This window comes from Streptomyces coeruleorubidus, from assembly GCF_008705135.1.
GTDB lineage: Bacteria > Actinomycetota > Actinomycetes > Streptomycetales > Streptomycetaceae > Streptomyces > Streptomyces coeruleofuscus.
Map to the genome: position 1 here is coordinate 2222714 of NZ_CP023694.1, position 15163 is coordinate 2237876.

General features: G+C 72.5%; 16 protein-coding genes. 5 read left to right on the forward strand and 11 right to left on the reverse strand.

Annotated elements, in window-relative coordinates; translation table 11 throughout:
- The first annotated feature begins 17 nt into the window (after positions 1 to 17).
- Positions 18 to 1811 (forward strand): glycoside hydrolase family 15 protein, encoded by a 1794-nt coding sequence (locus tag CP976_RS10395; RefSeq protein ID WP_150480082.1) that lies wholly within the window; start codon positions 18 to 20, stop codon positions 1809 to 1811.
- 5 nt (positions 1812 to 1816) lie between these two features.
- On the forward strand, positions 1817 to 2572 hold the full coding sequence (locus tag CP976_RS10400; RefSeq protein WP_150480083.1) for an SDR family oxidoreductase: 756 nt from the start codon (positions 1817 to 1819) through the stop codon (positions 2570 to 2572).
- Positions 2573 to 2594: 22 nt separating this feature from the next.
- On the opposite strand, the gene amaP is transcribed toward CP976_RS10400, so the two are convergent.
- Genes amaP through CP976_RS10425 form a run of 5 tightly spaced genes read right to left on the reverse strand, consistent with a single transcriptional unit; the run spans position 2595 to position 4956 of the window.
- Positions 2595 to 3173 carry an alkaline shock response membrane anchor protein AmaP gene (amaP, locus tag CP976_RS10405; RefSeq protein WP_373304937.1) on the reverse strand — a complete coding sequence of 193 codons (579 nt, stop codon included), beginning with the start codon at positions 3171 to 3173 and terminating at the stop codon, positions 2595 to 2597.
- A 5-nt stretch (positions 3174 to 3178) separates the two neighbouring features.
- Positions 3179 to 3874, reverse strand: a complete 696-nt coding sequence (locus tag CP976_RS10410) for a DUF6286 domain-containing protein (RefSeq protein WP_150480085.1) — start codon at positions 3872 to 3874, stop codon at positions 3179 to 3181.
- Entirely contained in the window at positions 3871 to 4254 is a 384-nt protein-coding gene (locus CP976_RS10415; RefSeq protein ID WP_150480086.1) for an Asp23/Gls24 family envelope stress response protein, read from the reverse strand. The genes CP976_RS10410 and CP976_RS10415 overlap by 4 nt, the downstream gene beginning before the upstream one ends.
- Positions 4251 to 4433 carry a hypothetical protein gene (locus CP976_RS10420; protein WP_086852176.1) on the reverse strand — a complete coding sequence of 61 codons (183 nt, stop codon included), beginning with the start codon at positions 4431 to 4433 and terminating at the stop codon, positions 4251 to 4253. The genes CP976_RS10415 and CP976_RS10420 overlap by 4 nt, the downstream gene beginning before the upstream one ends.
- A 49-nt stretch (positions 4434 to 4482) precedes the next feature.
- On the reverse strand, positions 4483 to 4956 hold the full coding sequence (locus CP976_RS10425) for an Asp23/Gls24 family envelope stress response protein (protein WP_086852174.1): 474 nt from the start codon (positions 4954 to 4956) through the stop codon (positions 4483 to 4485).
- 87 nt (positions 4957 to 5043) lie between these two features.
- On the opposite strand from CP976_RS10425, the gene CP976_RS10430 reads away from it, so the two are divergent.
- The gene (locus CP976_RS10430; protein WP_150480087.1) at positions 5044 to 5760 is read left to right on the forward strand and encodes a nucleopolyhedrovirus P10 family protein; all 717 of its coding nucleotides are present in this window, start codon (positions 5044 to 5046) and stop codon (positions 5758 to 5760) included.
- 442 nt (positions 5761 to 6202) lie between these two features.
- Here the strand turns inward: CP976_RS10430 and CP976_RS10435 are convergent, their stop codons facing one another.
- The 3 genes from CP976_RS10435 to CP976_RS10445 all read right to left on the reverse strand — a co-directional run bounded on the left by CP976_RS10435 (position 6203) and on the right by CP976_RS10445 (position 9267).
- Entirely contained in the window at positions 6203 to 7006 is an 804-nt protein-coding gene (locus CP976_RS10435) for an enoyl-CoA hydratase/isomerase family protein (protein ID WP_150480088.1), read from the reverse strand.
- 108 nt (positions 7007 to 7114) lie between these two features.
- Positions 7115 to 7333 carry a helix-turn-helix domain-containing protein gene (locus CP976_RS10440; protein ID WP_010037790.1) on the reverse strand — a complete coding sequence of 73 codons (219 nt, stop codon included), beginning with the start codon at positions 7331 to 7333 and terminating at the stop codon, positions 7115 to 7117.
- Between the two features lie 335 nt (positions 7334 to 7668).
- Positions 7669 to 9267, reverse strand: coding sequence for an ABC-F family ATP-binding cassette domain-containing protein (locus tag CP976_RS10445; protein WP_086852169.1), 1599 nt, complete (start codon positions 9265 to 9267; stop codon positions 7669 to 7671).
- 247 nt (positions 9268 to 9514) lie between these two features.
- Between CP976_RS10445 and CP976_RS10450 the strand changes: the two genes are divergently transcribed.
- Entirely contained in the window at positions 9515 to 9928 is a 414-nt protein-coding gene (locus CP976_RS10450; RefSeq protein WP_150480089.1) for a VOC family protein, read from the forward strand.
- Between the two features lie 22 nt (positions 9929 to 9950).
- On the opposite strand, the gene CP976_RS10455 is transcribed toward CP976_RS10450, so the two are convergent.
- The 3 genes from CP976_RS10455 to CP976_RS10465 all read right to left on the reverse strand — a co-directional run bounded on the left by CP976_RS10455 (position 9951) and on the right by CP976_RS10465 (position 13658).
- On the reverse strand, positions 9951 to 11351 hold the full coding sequence (locus tag CP976_RS10455) for a hypothetical protein (protein ID WP_190147061.1): 1401 nt from the start codon (positions 11349 to 11351) through the stop codon (positions 9951 to 9953).
- A gap of 243 nt (positions 11352 to 11594) precedes the next feature.
- Positions 11595 to 12722 carry an alpha/beta hydrolase gene (locus tag CP976_RS10460; RefSeq protein WP_150480090.1) on the reverse strand — a complete coding sequence of 376 codons (1128 nt, stop codon included), beginning with the start codon at positions 12720 to 12722 and terminating at the stop codon, positions 11595 to 11597.
- A gap of 204 nt (positions 12723 to 12926) precedes the next feature.
- Positions 12927 to 13658 carry a class II aldolase/adducin family protein gene (locus CP976_RS10465; protein WP_150480091.1) on the reverse strand — a complete coding sequence of 244 codons (732 nt, stop codon included), beginning with the start codon at positions 13656 to 13658 and terminating at the stop codon, positions 12927 to 12929.
- A 252-nt stretch (positions 13659 to 13910) separates the two neighbouring features.
- Between CP976_RS10465 and CP976_RS10470 the strand changes: the two genes are divergently transcribed.
- The gene (locus tag CP976_RS10470) at positions 13911 to 15155 is read left to right on the forward strand and encodes an inorganic phosphate transporter (RefSeq protein WP_150480092.1); all 1245 of its coding nucleotides are present in this window, start codon (positions 13911 to 13913) and stop codon (positions 15153 to 15155) included.
- The last annotated feature ends 8 nt before the right edge of the window (positions 15156 to 15163 follow it).

Below are 15163 nucleotides of genomic sequence, written 5' to 3' on the forward strand. Positions count from 1 at the left end.
CCGGGAACCCGCACTCCGTGGACCCGAGCATCGAGGATTACGCGCTCATCGGCGACGAACAGACCGCCGCCCTGGTCGGCACCGACGGATCCGTGGACTGGCTCTGCCTGCCCCGCTTCGACTCGGCCGCCTGCTTCGCCAAGCTGCTCGGCGACGAGGACAACGGCTTCTGGCGCATCGCCCCCGTGGGGGCGGACCGGTGCACCCGGCGCGCCTACCGGCGCGACACCCTCGTCCTGGACACCGAGTGGGAGACCGGGCAGGGGACGGTACGCGTCACCGACCTGATGCCGCAGCGCGACCAGGCCCCCGACCTCGTGCGCGTCGTCGAGGGCCTGGACGGCGAGGTGACGCTCCACAGCGTCCTCAAGCTGCGCTTCGACTACGGCTCGATCATCCCCTGGGTACGCCGGGCCGACGGGCACCGCGTCGCCGTCGCCGGACCCGACTCGGCCTGGCTGCGCAGCGAGCCGGAGGTGCGCAGCTGGGGCGAGGACTTCGGGACGCACGCGGAGTTCACCGTCCGGAAGGGGGAGAAAGTCGCGTTCGTCCTCACCTGGCACCCCTCCCACGAGCAGCGCCCGCCGCTCGTCGACCCGTACGAGTCGCTGCGCCACAGCGTCGAGGACTGGCGGGCCTGGGTGGCGCGCTGCCGCTACGACGGACCGTACCGGGACGCCGTCGTCCGCTCCCTGATCACCCTCAAGGCGCTCACCTACGCCCCGACCGGCGGCATCGTCGCCGCCGCCACCACCTCCCTGCCCGAGGAGCCGGGCGGGGTGCGCAACTGGGACTACCGCTACTGCTGGCTGCGCGACTCCACCCTCACCCTGGGCGCGCTGCTGGCTGCCGGCTACCAGGAGGAGGCCGAGGCCTGGCGGAACTGGCTGCTGCGCGCGGTGGCGGGCGACCCGGCGGACCTCCAGATCATGTACGGCCTGGCGGGCGAGAGAAGGCTGCCCGAGTTCGAGCTGCCGTGGCTGTCCGGCTTCGCCGGGTCCGCCCCTGTACGCATCGGGAACGACGCCGTGAAACAGCTTCAGCTGGACGTCTACGGCGAGGTCATGGACTCCCTGTCGCTGGCCCGCATCTCGGGCCTGTCCGCCCAGCCGGACGTGTGGGCGCTCCAGACGGCCCTGATGGACTTTCTGCGCAGCCACTGGCAGCAGCCGGACGAAGGACTGTGGGAGGTGCGCGGCGGCCGGCGCCAGTTCGTGCACTCGAAGGTGATGGTGTGGGTCGCCGCCGACCGTGCCGTTCGCACCCTGGAGCGCCATCCGGAGCTGGACGGCGACCTGGACGGCTGGCGCGCGCTGCGCGACGAGGTGCACCGCGAGGTCTGCGACAAGGGCTACGACCCCGAGCGCAACACGTTCACGCAGTCCTACGGCTCGCGCGAACTGGACGCCGCCCTGCTGCTCATCCCGCGCGTCGGCTTCCTGCCGCCCGGCGATCCACGGGTGATCGGCACCATCGACGCGGTGCGCAAGGAGCTGGACCACGGCGGCTTGCTGCACCGCTACAGCCCCACCGACTCGGACCAGGCGGAGATCGACGGACTGCCCGGCTCCGAGGGCACCTTCCTGGTGTGCTCGTTCTGGCTCGCGGACGCCCTGCACATGACGGGCCGCACGAAGGAGGCCCGGGAGCTGTTCGAGCGGCTGGTGGGGCTCGCCAACGACGTCGGGCTGCTCTCCGAGGAGTTCGACCCGGTGACCGGCCGGCAGCTCGGCAACTTCCCCCAGGCGTTCAGCCACATCGGCCTGGTGAACACCGCCATGGCCCTGTTCGGTGAGGACGGGGCAGGATAGGGACCATGGATCTTGGACTGAAAGACCGGGTGTACGTCGTCACCGGGGCCACGCGGGGCCTCGGCAACGCCACCGCGCGCGAGCTCGTCGCGGACGGGGCGAAGGTGGTCGTCTCGGGGCGGGACGAGAAGAGCGTCGCCGAGGCGGCGGCCGCGCTGGGCCCGAACGCGGTAGGGGTGGCCGTCGACAACGCCGACCCCGACGCGCCGGCCATGCTGATCGCGGCCGCGCGGGAGCACTTCGGGCGCTTCAACGGTGTCCTCGTCAGCGTGGGCGGGCCGCCGGCCGGGTTCGTCTCGGACAACACGGACGACCAGTGGCAGGCGGCGTTCGAATCGGTGTTCCTCGGCGCGGTGCGGCTGGCTCGCGCGGCGTCGGCGGAGTTGGAGTCGGGGGGTGTCATCGGGTTCGTGCTGTCGGGGTCGGTGTACGAGCCGATTCCGGGGCTGACGATCTCGAACGGGCTGCGGCCGGGGCTGGCCGGGTTCGCCAAGTCGCTGTCGGACGAACTGGGGCCGCGGGGGATTCGGGTGGTCGGCGTGCTTCCCGGGCGCATCGACACGGATCGCGTGCGCGAGCTGGACGCGCTGTCGGCGGATCCCGAGGCGACCAGGGCGGCGTCGGAGTCGCGCATTCCGTTGCGGCGGTACGGAGCGCCGGAGGAGTTCGGGCGGGTGGCGGCGTTCCTGCTGTCTCCGGCGGCTTCCTATCTGACCGGGGTCATGGTGCCGGTGGACGGCGGGGCACGGCACGGGTTCTGAGCGCCGGGTACGGCCGGGGCCGTCAGCTCACTCTGCCCGCACGGTGTTTGACGCCCCGCAGCCGTACCTCCGCCGGCAGTGACGCGAGACCCGCCGATGTTCCGGCGTGGGTCAGGGCGCCGGTCGTCAGTTCGTGCAGGGCCGTGCCCGGGTCCACGCGCGGGTCCAGTGCGAGCCGTACATGAGCCTCGGGGGCGCTGCGGCGGCCCGTCAGACGGGCATGGGCCCGGTCGACGCCGTCGACCCGGGACGCCTCCTCGGTGAGGACGTTCTCCAGGGCCCGGCCGCGCAGCAGGGCGCCCTCGCCGTCGCCGGTGTCCACGAGGACCTCGGCCGGGCGGCGCCGGCGCAGTACCGAGACCAGCCACCACAGGGCGAGCAGCATCGCGACGGCGAGTACGGCGATGACGGTCGGCCACCACCAGCCGTCGTCCCGCCAGCGGGTGCGTTCGGCGTTGCTCAGCAGCACGTCGTGCCGGCTGTCGTGGATCCACCACGAGGGTGCCGGAGCGCCGAGGCCGACGGCCAGCACGGAGCCGCCCAGCACCAGCAGCACGAGGCCCACGAGCCCGAGGAACACGCGGTTGACGACTCTGAGCATCGCTGTCACTCCTTCCGGCCGGGCCGCCGGACGCGCACCGACAGCGCGGGCGGCCGGGAGAGGCCCAGTCCGCGGACCGCGTCGGTGAGCACGGCGTCCAAGTCGGTTCGAACGTCGTCCAGTTCACGGAAGTGCGACATGGCGCGGACGCGCGCCCGCCTCCGGCGCACCCGTACCCGCACCGACTGCACGCCGGCCACCTCCATGGCACGGTCGCGCAACGCGGTCGCGGCGGCGTCCCGGTCCAGTCCGGCGCGTACGTCGGCGTGCGTGCGCCGCATCGGGAGCACGTCACGCAGGCCGGGCGTCACGGCCAGGACCAGCAGCCAGAGCCCTAGGGCGGCGGCGGCCCCGGCCCCGACGAGCACCCAGATGTCGTCGAGGGGCCGGTCGGCGAGCTGCCGGGCCAGCTCCCGGCGCCAGCTCATGACGGGCCGGTCGGCGCGCACGGACGCGATGTCGTAGAGGAACAGTCCGGCGAGTCCCAGGAGCAGCAGGGCGACGATGCCCGCCGGGACGCGGCGTGCCGACCAGAAGCGGCCTTCGCGGCCGCCCTCGCCGTCGGGTACGGGCGGCGTTCCGTTCTCGTCCGCCGGCGCGGACCGGTCGGGTCCGGTGCCGGTCTGCGACGCGTCTAGGACCGGCAGGCGCTGTGTGGTGCCCTCGGGCTCGGGCGGTTCGGTGCCCCGGGGTTCGCTCATCGCGTCCTCCCCTGTACCGCGCCGGGCCCGGCGACCAGGTGCAGCCGCTCCACCTGGACGACGACCTCCGGCACCTGCATTCCCACCAGGGAGCCCACCCGCTCGACGACGTGACGACGCACCTGGCGGCAGCGCGCGCCGACGTCGCAGGGGTAGTCGAGTTCGACGTGCACACGGACGTGCGCGGCCTCGCGGTGGACCACGACGGTGGCGGACGGCCGGCCGGCGTCGGGCGGCAGCGTCCCGACGGCCTCGCGGGCCGCCTGGGAAGCGATCTTCGCGACGACCCGGTCGGCGATCCGGGTCGCGCCCCGCTCGCCCGGCGGGACGACGGTCAGGGGTCTGTCGAGCTCACCGGCCCCTGCGCTCACGGCCGTCACCGCCGCCGTTCACGGGGACGGAAGAAGTCGCCGAAGTCCATGTCCCCCTCCAGGAACCGGCCGACGACGAAGCCGACGGCGCCCAGCGCCGCCACCAGCAGGAAGGCGCCGAACCCGCCGAAGTACCCGGCGAATCCCAGTGCCATGCCGGCGATCATGCCGACGACGGCCATGCTCATGCTGCGCTCCTCAGCTCTTCATTGGCTGCGATGTCCGGTGGCCGGTGCCTCACTGGATCCGGCGCTCCGGTTCCTCTTCCTCCTCGTCCGGCAGTTTCACGTCGCTCACCGCGATGTTGACCTCGACGACCTCGAGGCCCGTCATCCGCTCGACGGCGGTGATGACGTTCTCCCGTACGTCCCGGGCCACATCGGCGATCGACACGCCGTACTCGACCACGATCTCCAGGTCGAGGGCGGCCTGGACCTCGCCGACCTCGACCTTCACACCGCGCGACACCGACTTGGCGCCGCCGGGCACGCGGTCGCGCACTGCTCCGAACGTGCGGGACAGGCCGCTGCCCATGGCGTGCACGCCGTCCACATCGCGGGCGGCGAGCCCGGCGATCTTCTCCACGACGCCGTCCGCGATAGTCGTCCGCCCCCGGGAGCCGGGGTCTCCGCCGCCACGCTTGGTCAGCGGGCTCCGGCGCGCCGCCGACGTCTCGGTCTCCCCGCCCCGGTTCTCGGTCATGTCAGTCATCGCCGTTCGTCCTTTTCGGTTGTCGTCCTGCGACCACCGTAAGCACGGTTGCGTGGTTGCGCGCCTTTGATGCGGCAGGCTGGAGGAATGACGGCCGACCGGTGGACACAGGCAGTGAGACAACAGTTGGGCCTCGGCAGGCTTCTGCCGCTGGGTGATGCGCGCGACGGTGCGTGGATCGCCGAGCGGGCGGCCGAGGCGGTGCTGCGGCGCGCGGCATGGGACGCTCCGGGCGTGCGCCTCGAAGCGCTCCGGGTCGCGCTCGCCGATCCGGCGGCGACCGGGATCCCGGCCGTGCCGGCCCCGCCGAGCGCTCTGCCGCCCGGGCCGCTGCGGGTGACGGCGGAGTTCGCGGCCACGGCCTCGCAGCCGCTGCCGACGACGGCGTCCCTGCTGCGGGCGACGCTGGCGACGGCCGCGACGCAGCGGCTCGGTCTGGCGGTGACGGAGGTGGATCTGCGTGTGACGGGCCTGCTGGACGAGGAGGCGGAGCCACCCGGGCCCGCCGCACCCCTCCTCGAGCCGCCGCGCGCCGCGCGGGCCGAGGGCGACGACGAGGGCCGCGTCGCCGCCGCCGCGCTCAAGGTCCCGGGCGTGCTTCACCTGACCGGCGCGCTGGGCCACCCGGTGCACATCGAGGAACTCCCGGGCGGGGCCGCGCTGTCGCACCGCCACGTCCGGCTGGAAATCGCGGCGCGCGAGGACCACCGTTCCCGGGACGTGGCGCGCGAGGTCCGCACGGCGGTGCGGAGGGCACTGTCGGACCACCCGACGGTGGCGGTCCTGGTGAGCGGGATCGGCTGAGGGACGGCACCCGACCTGGGGCGCGGGCACCCCACAGCCGGCCGTGGCGCCCTGACACACAGGAACACCCTGACCGGGCAGCACCCGCCACGGACGGCAAGAACCCCACAGCGGCCATGGCTCCCCGACGCACACGAACAGCCGATCGGCCGGCAGGCCACGGATCGCAAGAACCCGACAGCCGGCCATGGTTCCCCAACGCCCACGAACACCTGACCGGCCAACCCCAGCCACGGACCGCAAGAACCCCACAGCCGGCCATGGCTCCCCGACGCACACGAACACCTGACCGGGCAGCACCCGCCACGGACCGCAAGAACCCCACAGCCGGCCATGGCTCCCCGACGCACAGGAACAGCCGACCGGGCAGCGCCCGCCATGGGCCGCGGGCAGCGCTCAGTCGGCGGCAACTCCCCTGGTGACGCCGGGAAGCCGCCCGGTATCAGTCCCCGATGCCCGCGAGGTCCCGCAGGCGGCGGGCCTGGGACTGGCGTTCCGCGCCGCGCTGGTCCTCGTAGGTGCGGTCCTGCGCGCCGCGCAGCAGTGCCTTGGTCTCGACGACCGCGTCGCGGGGCGCGGCGAGCACGGCCGAGGCGAGGTCGCGGACCGTGTCGTCGAGTTGGTCCGCGGGCACGGCCACGTTGGCCAGCCCGGTGTTCACGGCCTCCTCGGCCGTGACGAAGCGCCCGGTCACGCAGATCTCCAGCGCGCGGGCGTATCCGACGAGTCCCACCAGCGGATGCGTGCCCGTCAGATCGGGCACGAGTCCGAGGCTGGTCTCGCGCATGGCGAACTGCACGTCGTCCGCGACGACGCGCAGATCGCAGGCGAGGGCGAGCTGGAAGCCCGCCCCGATGGCGTGCCCCTGGACAGCGGCGACGGAGACGATGTCGCTGCGCCGCCACCAGGTGAACGCCTCCTGGTACTCGGCGATGGCCGCGTCCAGCTCGGCGTCGCTCCCACGCGCGAGGTCGATGAACGACGGTTCCCCGTCGAAGCCCTCGGGCGTGAACGCCTGCCGGTCGAGACCGGCCGAGAAGGACTTGCCCTCGGCCCGCAGCACCACGACGCGGACGGAGCCCGGCACCTGCCTCCCGGCCTCGGTCAGCGCCCGCCACAGAGCGGGGCTCTGCGCGTTGCGCTTGGCCGGATTGGTCAGCGTCACCGTGGCGATCGCGTCGTCGACGGTGAGCCGTACGCCGTCCTTGTCGAGTACGGGAACGAGGTCCTTGTCGGGCGAAGCCATGGGACGCCTCCGATGTGTGCGGTCAGCTAAGTGACTGCACAGTAACCACCCGGCCGATCAGTCGACCGACCGGGTGGCCACCATCGAAGCCGAAGGGGCCACCCGGGGTCAGGCCGTGGCCTTTTTACCCCGTGTCGCCCCGCCACGCCCTCGCAGCGTGACGCCCGACTCACTGAGCATGCGGTGCACGAAGCCATACGAGCGGCCGGTCTCCTCGGCCAACGCCCGGATGCTCGCACCGGCGTCGTACTTCTTCTTCAGGTCTGCCGCGAGCTTGTCGCGCGCGGCGCCGGTCACCCGGCTGCCCTTCTTCAGAGTCTCGGCCACCCGTGCCTCCTCATGGGAAGTGCGCTCTGGTCTCCTCATGATCACCCCTCCGGGCCCTGATGGCCACCCATTCGGCAAGGTCCGTGAGACAAGGTTGTGACGACGGGAGCGCGTCCCCACAAGTGGAATACAAAATTCCGAAGAGTGGCGTCCGTACGCCCGAACGGATTGCCACGGGAAATGCCAGGTCAGAAAGGCGTCGCGGCCGAGCCCGGAAGAATCGGGGGCTCGGCCGCGAAATCGATGTAGGACACACCTCGGTACGAGGAGATCTCACACAGATGATGGATCACCGCTAGGCCGAATGATCCATACGCCGTTGATCACGCATTCGATCAAGCGAGGGCGACGAGGTCCGCGTAGTCGGCGCCCCACAGGTCCTCGACGCCGTCGGGCAGCAGGATGATCCGCTCCGGCTGGAGCGCCTCGACCGCGCCCTCGTCGTGCGTGACGAGGACGACCGCGCCCTTGTACGTGCGCAGCGCGCCGAGGATCTCCTCGCGGCTGGCCGGGTCGAGGTTGTTGGTCGGCTCGTCGAGCAGCAGCACGTTCGCCGAGGACACGACCAGGGTGGCGAGCGCCAGGCGGGTCTTCTCGCCGCCGGAGAGGACACCGGCGGGCTTGTCGACGTCGTCGCCGGAGAACAGGAACGAGCCGAGCGTCTTGCGGACCTCCACCAGGTCCAGGTCGGGGGCGGCCGAGCGCATGTTCTCCAGGACCGTGCGCTCCGGATCGAGGGTCTCGTGCTCCTGCGCGTAGTAGCCGAGCTTCAGACCGTGGCCGGGGACGACCGCGCCCGTGTCGGGCTGCTCCACGCCGCCCAGCAGCCGCAGCAGGGTGGTCTTGCCGGCGCCGTTGAGGCCGAGGATGACGACGCGGCTGCCCTTGTCGATGGCCAGGTCGACGTCGGTGAAGATCTCCAGCGAGCCGTACGACTTCGACAGGCCCTCGGCCATCAGCGGGGTCTTGCCGCAGGGCGCGGGCTCGGGGAAGCGCAGCTTGGCGACCTTGTCGGACTTCCGCTCGGCCTCCAGGCCGGCCAGCAGCTTGTCCGCTCGGCGGGCCATGTTCTGCGCGGCGACGGTCTTGGTGGCCTTGGCCCGCATCTTGTCGGCCTGCGAATGCAGCGCGGAGGCCTTCTTCTCGGCGTTCTGCCGCTCGCGCTTGCGGCGCTTCTCGTCGGCCTCGCGCTGCTGCTGGTAGAGCTTCCAGCCCATGTTGTACACGTCGATCTGGGCGCGGTTGGCGTCCAGGTAGAACACCTTGTTGACGACCGTCTCGACCAGGTCGACGTCGTGGGAGATCACGATGAAGCCGCCGCGGTAGGTCTTGAGGTAGTCGCGCAGCCAGATGATCGAGTCGGCGTCGAGGTGGTTCGTGGGCTCGTCGAGCAGCAGCGTGTCCGCGTCGGAGAACAGGATCCGGGCCAGCTCGATACGGCGGCGCTGACCACCGGAGAGTGTGTGCAGGGGCTGGCCGAGCACCCGGTCGGGAAGGTTGAGCGCGGCGGCGATGGTGGCGGCCTCGGCCTCGGCGGCGTACCCGCCCTTGGTGAGGAACTCCGTCTCCTGGCGCTCGTACTGCTTGAGCGCCTTCTCGCGGGTGGACCCCTGGCCGTTGGCGATGCGCTGCTCGTTGTCGCGCATCTTGCGGATCAGGACGTCGAGGCCGCGCGCGGAGAGGATGCGGTCGCGGGCGAGGATGTCGAGGTCGCCGGTGCGGGGGTCCTGCGGGAGGTAGCCGACCTCGCCGGAGCGGGTGATGGTGCCGCCGGCGGGCATGCCCTCGCCCGCCAGGCACTTGGTGAGAGTGGTCTTCCCTGCGCCGTTGCGGCCGACGAGGCCGATGCGGTCGCCCTTGGCGACTCGGAAGGTGGCGTTTTCGATGAGGACGCGGGCACCGGCGCGCAGCTCGATACCGGAGGCGGAGATCACGGACAGACTCCAGGGCGGATACGGGGGCGGGATGGGCGGCTGAGGACGTTCCCGCCGTCTAATGCGCGAGGAGAAAGGCCATGGGGGACAGTCTAACGGGGCGGTGCAAGCACTTTTTCTGCGTGCGGGTGTTCGGTTGGTCTCGCCGGGTCTCGTCTCGCCGGGTCGCTGTCGGTGGTGGGTGCGAGACTGAGCAACAGGGCCGGAGCATCGGATTTCCGGCGACCGACACAAGGGAGTGATCGGTATGGCAGGCACGTCCGGCGGGCGCCCGAGCATCTGTCCGACGCTGCTGTACGCCGACGCGAAAGCGGCGATCCGGCAGCTCACGGAGGCCTTCGGCTTCACGGAGCTGTCGGTGTTCGAGGGCGAGGACGGCGCGGTGCTGCACGCCGAGCTGGTGCAGGGCAACGGCGCGGTGATGGTCGGCAGCAAGGGCCGGGGCGGCGTCTTCGACGCGGCCATGAAGGACGCGGGTACCACCGGGGTGTACGTCGTGGTGGACGACGTGGACGCGCACCACCGCCGCGCCCTGGACCACGGCGTGGAGATCCTGATGCCCCCGACGGACCAGGACTACGGCTCGCGGGACTACATGGCCCGGGACCTCGAGGGCAATGTGTGGAGTTTCGGGACGTACGCGCCGGAGATACCGGGCTGACGGCCCACGGCGGCGGGTGCGGCTAGCTGCCTCCGGTGTGCACTTGGAACGCCGCGCGGCGTACGGCCTTGGCCAGGGCCGGGTCCGGGTGGGCCGCGGCGAGGGCGACCAGGACCTGCACGGTCCGCGGGTGTCCCACGGCCCGCACCTCGTCGAGCAGCATCGGGACGGTCGGCTGCACGGCGGACTCCAGGTGGCGCACGAGCAGCGGGGCCTCGCCGTGGTCGGCGACGGCGGCCGCGGTGTCCACCCACAGCCAGGTCGCCTCCTCCCGGGTGAGGACCTCGTGGGCGTCCTCGGGGTCGGTCCCGTCGTGCTCGGCCAGCCACAGCAGCGCGTACGGCCTGAGCGTCGGCTCGTCCAGCACGGCGCGGACGTCCGGCTCGGCGGGGGCGCCGACCACGCGCAGCGCCTCGAAGGCGAGACCGCGCAGCAGGGCGTCCTCGCCGCGGGCGGCGGCCAGGAGTTCGGTGACGGCGCTGCCGACGGTGCGGGCGGCGAGCCAGGCCCGGTACTCGGCGCGGGCCGCGTTCGGGCGAAGCTGGGCGCAGCCGCGGAGCATGTCCTCGGCCGCCTGCTCGATGTTCCCGGCAGGGCTCTGCGCGGCGACACAGATCTGCTCCAGCTTGACCCAGACCGCCCAGCTGCCGAGCGGGGTGAGCGTGGCCTGGCCGTCGCCGTAGGTGAGGGCGCCGACGGAGGCGAGGGCGCGCAGGGCCCAGTCGAGGAGCGGGGCGAGCGGGGCGTCCGTGGGCGCCGGCTCGGCCTGCGGCTCGGGCTGCGGGCCGTAGGGGATCTCGCAGCGCGCGGTGCGCAGTTCGGTGACGCGCTGCTCCAGGAGGTCGAGGAGCTGCTCCACGGGGACGGGGCCGGCGGACAGCTGGAGGAACGAGAGCACCTGCGGCATGGCCGAGACGACCTCGGCGACGGCGGCGGGCTCGTGGTCCCGGGGTTGCGGACAGGCGAGCGACCAGGCGTCGAAGAGGGCGACCCAGCCGCGCAGTACGGCGCTGTCGTCGCGGTCCCAGGCGCGCAGCCGCCAGCCGGGGCGGGCGCTGTCGCCGTGCACCTCGACGAGACCGGCGAGGCGGGCGGTGTCCCAGTCGGCTCTGACCTGATCCGGAGTCAGACCCAACTCGCGGGCGGCCCGTTCGGCGGTCGCGGCGGAGAGGGTGGCCTTGCCGTCGGCGGTGGCGCTGCCCCGGCCGGGGCCGAGTTCGGTGTCGGCCCAGCGGGCGACGCGGGCCGCGTCGGCAAGACCTGAGCGTGCCATTCTGGCCAGCTCCGCCGGTGCCGGGGTGCCCTCCGGGGGGCGCGGTGCGGGGCGGCGCGAGCGCCGCTGGTTCATCGCTCTGGGGGCGGCGGCCAGGGGTCGCGGGCGGACGAGTCGAAGCCTGGAGTCGCGCGGGATACGGGACGTCACGGGGGCAGTCTTCCGGTTGACGGTCCGAAAACCCAAACGGAATGTCACGGCGGGCGACGGGGATGGCCAACGCACGGGGTCCCGTGAGCGGTCGAGGGCCGCAAACAGGCCAGTGGTACGCCGCTAAACGGAATCGTCGCGACCGGTCGGCAGGGAGCGGGACGGGACGTGGTTGCGACGGGGCGAAGGGGGCGTGAACGGGGGTGTGCGAGGGCAGGGGTCACATGAGATGCGAGGGCAGGGTCACATGAGAGGTGTCAGGAAACGCCGCAGCGCCTCCTCGTAGCCCTGCGGGTCGGCGTTCCACATCGCTCCGTGGGGCGCGTTGCCGACGGTGCGGAGGGCGACCAAGTCGGGGCGGGCGTCGGCGAGCCTGCGGGAGAGCTGCCAGGGGGCCACCGTGTCGCCCGGTCCGTGGAAGACGAGCGCCGGGATCCGGAGCCCGGCGGAGGAGTCCGTGTTCCCGGCGCGCTCGCCGTACAGGCCGGTGCGGCCCTGTGCGGCGCGGACCGCCAGGGGCAGCAGGGCACCCGGGGTGCGGCGGGCCGCGGCGAGGGCGCGCAGGGTGGTCTCCCAGCTGAGCACCGGGGAGTCCAGGACGAGCCCGGAGACGCGGTCGCGCAGTCCCGAGTGGGCGGCGGCGCGCAGGGCCATGGTGGCGCCGGTGGACCAGCCGTGCAGGACGACCTGCCGGGCGCCGTAGCGCACGGCGTAGCGGATCGCCGCGTCGAGGTCGCGCCACTCGGTCTCGCCGAAGTGGTTCAGGCCGTCGGGCGGGCGGGGTGCGCCCAGATCGCCGCGGTAGGCGAGGGCGAGCACCGGGACGTGGCTGCGGTGCAGGAACTCCATGACGTTCATGGCGAGTTCCCGGGTGGTGCCGAGGCCGTGCACGGCGATCACCCAGGTGTCCCGGGCCCCGGGTACGAACCACGCGGGCAGGGCGCCGAGTTCGCCGGGGATGTCGATGTCGGCGTGTTCGAGGCCGAGGGCGGAGCTCGGGTTGCCGACGTGGACGTTCGGGGTGAGCCAGGCCTTGTCGCCGGGTTTCAGGGTGCCGTGCGTGACGCTCTCCAGGCGGCGCACGACGGTGTCGGCGGTGTCCGAGGCTCCGGCCAGGACGGGGCCGACGATCGCGTGGGCGCCGTTGCCGGACAGGCCGTAGCGGCCGGGCCGCAGGGCGGCCAGGTCCCGGGTGAGGCTGATCTGCCCCGCGGCGGTGCCGTGCACGGTGAGCCGGGGTTCGGTGGGCAGCGGCCGCCCGGGAGGCGCCTTGAGCGCGGCGTCGCTGGCCAACCGCCCGGCGGCCACGGCGGCCGCGCCGACTCCGATCACGGCGGTGACGGCAGCGGCCGTCGCTCTGACAGTGCGCACGGCTCCAGTGTCCTGGCGGACCGGGCGAGCGACCAGTGGGAGGCAGCGGCGGGGTGACGGCGACGGAAGCGGGGCGGGGCGGGGACACTCGGCCGGGAAGCCCCGCGTACGCCCCGGCGCGTAGAGCATGTACACGCACCGGGGCATCGGGGGGCTGTGCCCGGAGAGCGGGCAGACGTACGTGTCGTGCTCGCGCCCGGAAGGTCAACGGCGTTGGCCGTAGCCGCGCAGCTGTTCCTGGACCTCCGCCAGTTGCTCCCCGGACAGCAGGCTCGGGGACAGGCCCGGTACCGATGCGGCGGTCAGCCACAGGCGGCACATCCATTCCAGCTGGGCGGTGCGGTCGTAGGCCTGGTCCAGTGTCGTCCCGTGGGTGATGGTGCCGTGGTTCTGGAGGAGGCAGCCGGAGCGGTCGGCGAGGGCGCGGAGCATGTTCTCGGCCAACTCGTCGGTGCCGTACGTGGCATATGGGGCAACCCGGACGGGTCCGCCGAGCGCGGCGGCCATGTAGTGGATCAGCGGCAGCTCGCTCACGAGCGTCGAGACGGCCGTCGCGTGCACGGCGTGGGTGTGGACGACGGCGCGGGCGCCGGTCGTGCGGTAGACCGCGAGGTGCATGGGCAGCTCGCTGGTCGGGACGAGTGCGCCGAGGACCTGCCGGCCGTCGAGGTCGACGCCGGTCACGTCGTCCGTCCTCAGTCGGTCGTAGGGGACGCCCGACGGCGTGACCAGGACCGTGTCCCCGACGCGCACCGAGACGTTCCCGGACGTGCCGACGACGAGTCCGTCGGAGACGGTCCGGCGGGCCGTCGCGACGAGTTCCTCCCAGGCGCGCGCCTCCTCGGGGCGGACACCCCTGCGCCGCGACTCCCCCGCATCCTGTCCGCCGCCCCGGACGTCCCCCGTGCCCCGCCCGTCACCTCGCTGCTCAGCCATGCGGCGATCCTGCCAGGCGGGCTCTCGACGTGCCGAGCCTGCCGGGTGATCAGAATCTCTTCGACGGGTCACTCGATCGACTGAAACAGTTCGCGCGCGGGGCCTAGCCCTTGGGGGCGCGGGGACCCTGACAGCAGGGCGGAACGGTAACCCTCGATTGCGGACACCCCTGCGCCCCTCCCAGTTCATCTTCCGTTCACTCGGGTTACCTACGTTCGTCCAGCCAATGACCTCGAACGATTGCCTGGGTAAATGGAAAGCTTCTCGCTGATCCTCGCGATTGTGGTAGTAACCGCACTCGCGTTCGATTTCACGAACGGTTTCCACGACACGGCGAACGCGATGGCCACGACCATTTCCACGGGTGCCATGAAGCCCAAGGTCGCCGTCGCCATGTCCGCCGTCCTCAACCTGGTCGGCGCCTTCCTGTCGGTGGAAGTCGCCAACACGATCTCCAAGGGTCTCGTCGACGAGTCGGGCATCCGTCCCGAGGTCATCTTCGCCGCCCTGGTCGGCGCGATCCTCTGGAACCTGCTGACCTGGCTGGTCGGCCTGCCGTCGAGTTCCTCGCACGCCCTGATGGGCGGCCTGATCGGCGCCACGATCGCCTCGGCGGGCGTCGGCGCGGTCCACGGCGACGTGCTGGTCACCAAGGTCCTGATCCCGGCGATCGCCGCCCCGCTGGTCGCGGGCATCGCGGCGATGCTCGCGACCCGGCTGACGTACACCCTCGGCAAGAAGGCCGACGGCAAGGCCTCCGAGAAGGGCTACCGGGCCGGCCAGATCGCCTCCGCGGGCCTGGTCTCGCTGGCCCACGGCACCAACGACGCCCAGAAGACGATGGGTGTCATCACCCTCGCCCTGGTCGCCGGCGGCGCCGTCGCCCCCGACTCCGACCCGCCCATGTGGGTCATCCTGTCGGCGGGCATCGCCATCGCGCTCGGCACGTACCTCGGCGGCTGGCGCATCATCCGCACCATGGGCAAGGGCCTGACCGACCTCCAGCCGCAGCAGGGCTTCGCCGCCCAGACCAGCGCGGCCACGGTCATCCTGGCCTCCTCGCACATCGGCTTCTCCCTCTCCACCACCCACTCCGTCTCCGGCTCGGTGATGGGCGCGGGGCTCGGCCGCAAGGGCGGTGTCGTCCGCTGGTCGACGGCGACGCGGATGTTCGTCGCGTGGGGTCTGACGCTGCCGGCGGCGGCCCTGGTGGCCGCGCTCGCCGAGTACGTCACCGGCTTCGGCAGCTGGGGCACCGCGGTGGTGGCCGTCTTCCTCGTCACCTCCAGCGCGGCGATCTGGAAGATCTCGCGGCGTGAGGTCGTCGACCACACCAACGTCAACGACACCGACGAGGCGGAGCCCGCCGGTGTGGTGACCACGGCGATGGCCGCGGTGACGCCGCCGCCGGCCGGCACGGCGACGGAGGACCCGGTGCCGTCGTTCCCGGCCCAGGCCGCCGCCGAGCGGACGCCCTCGACGACCACCACGGTCTGACCCCGCCG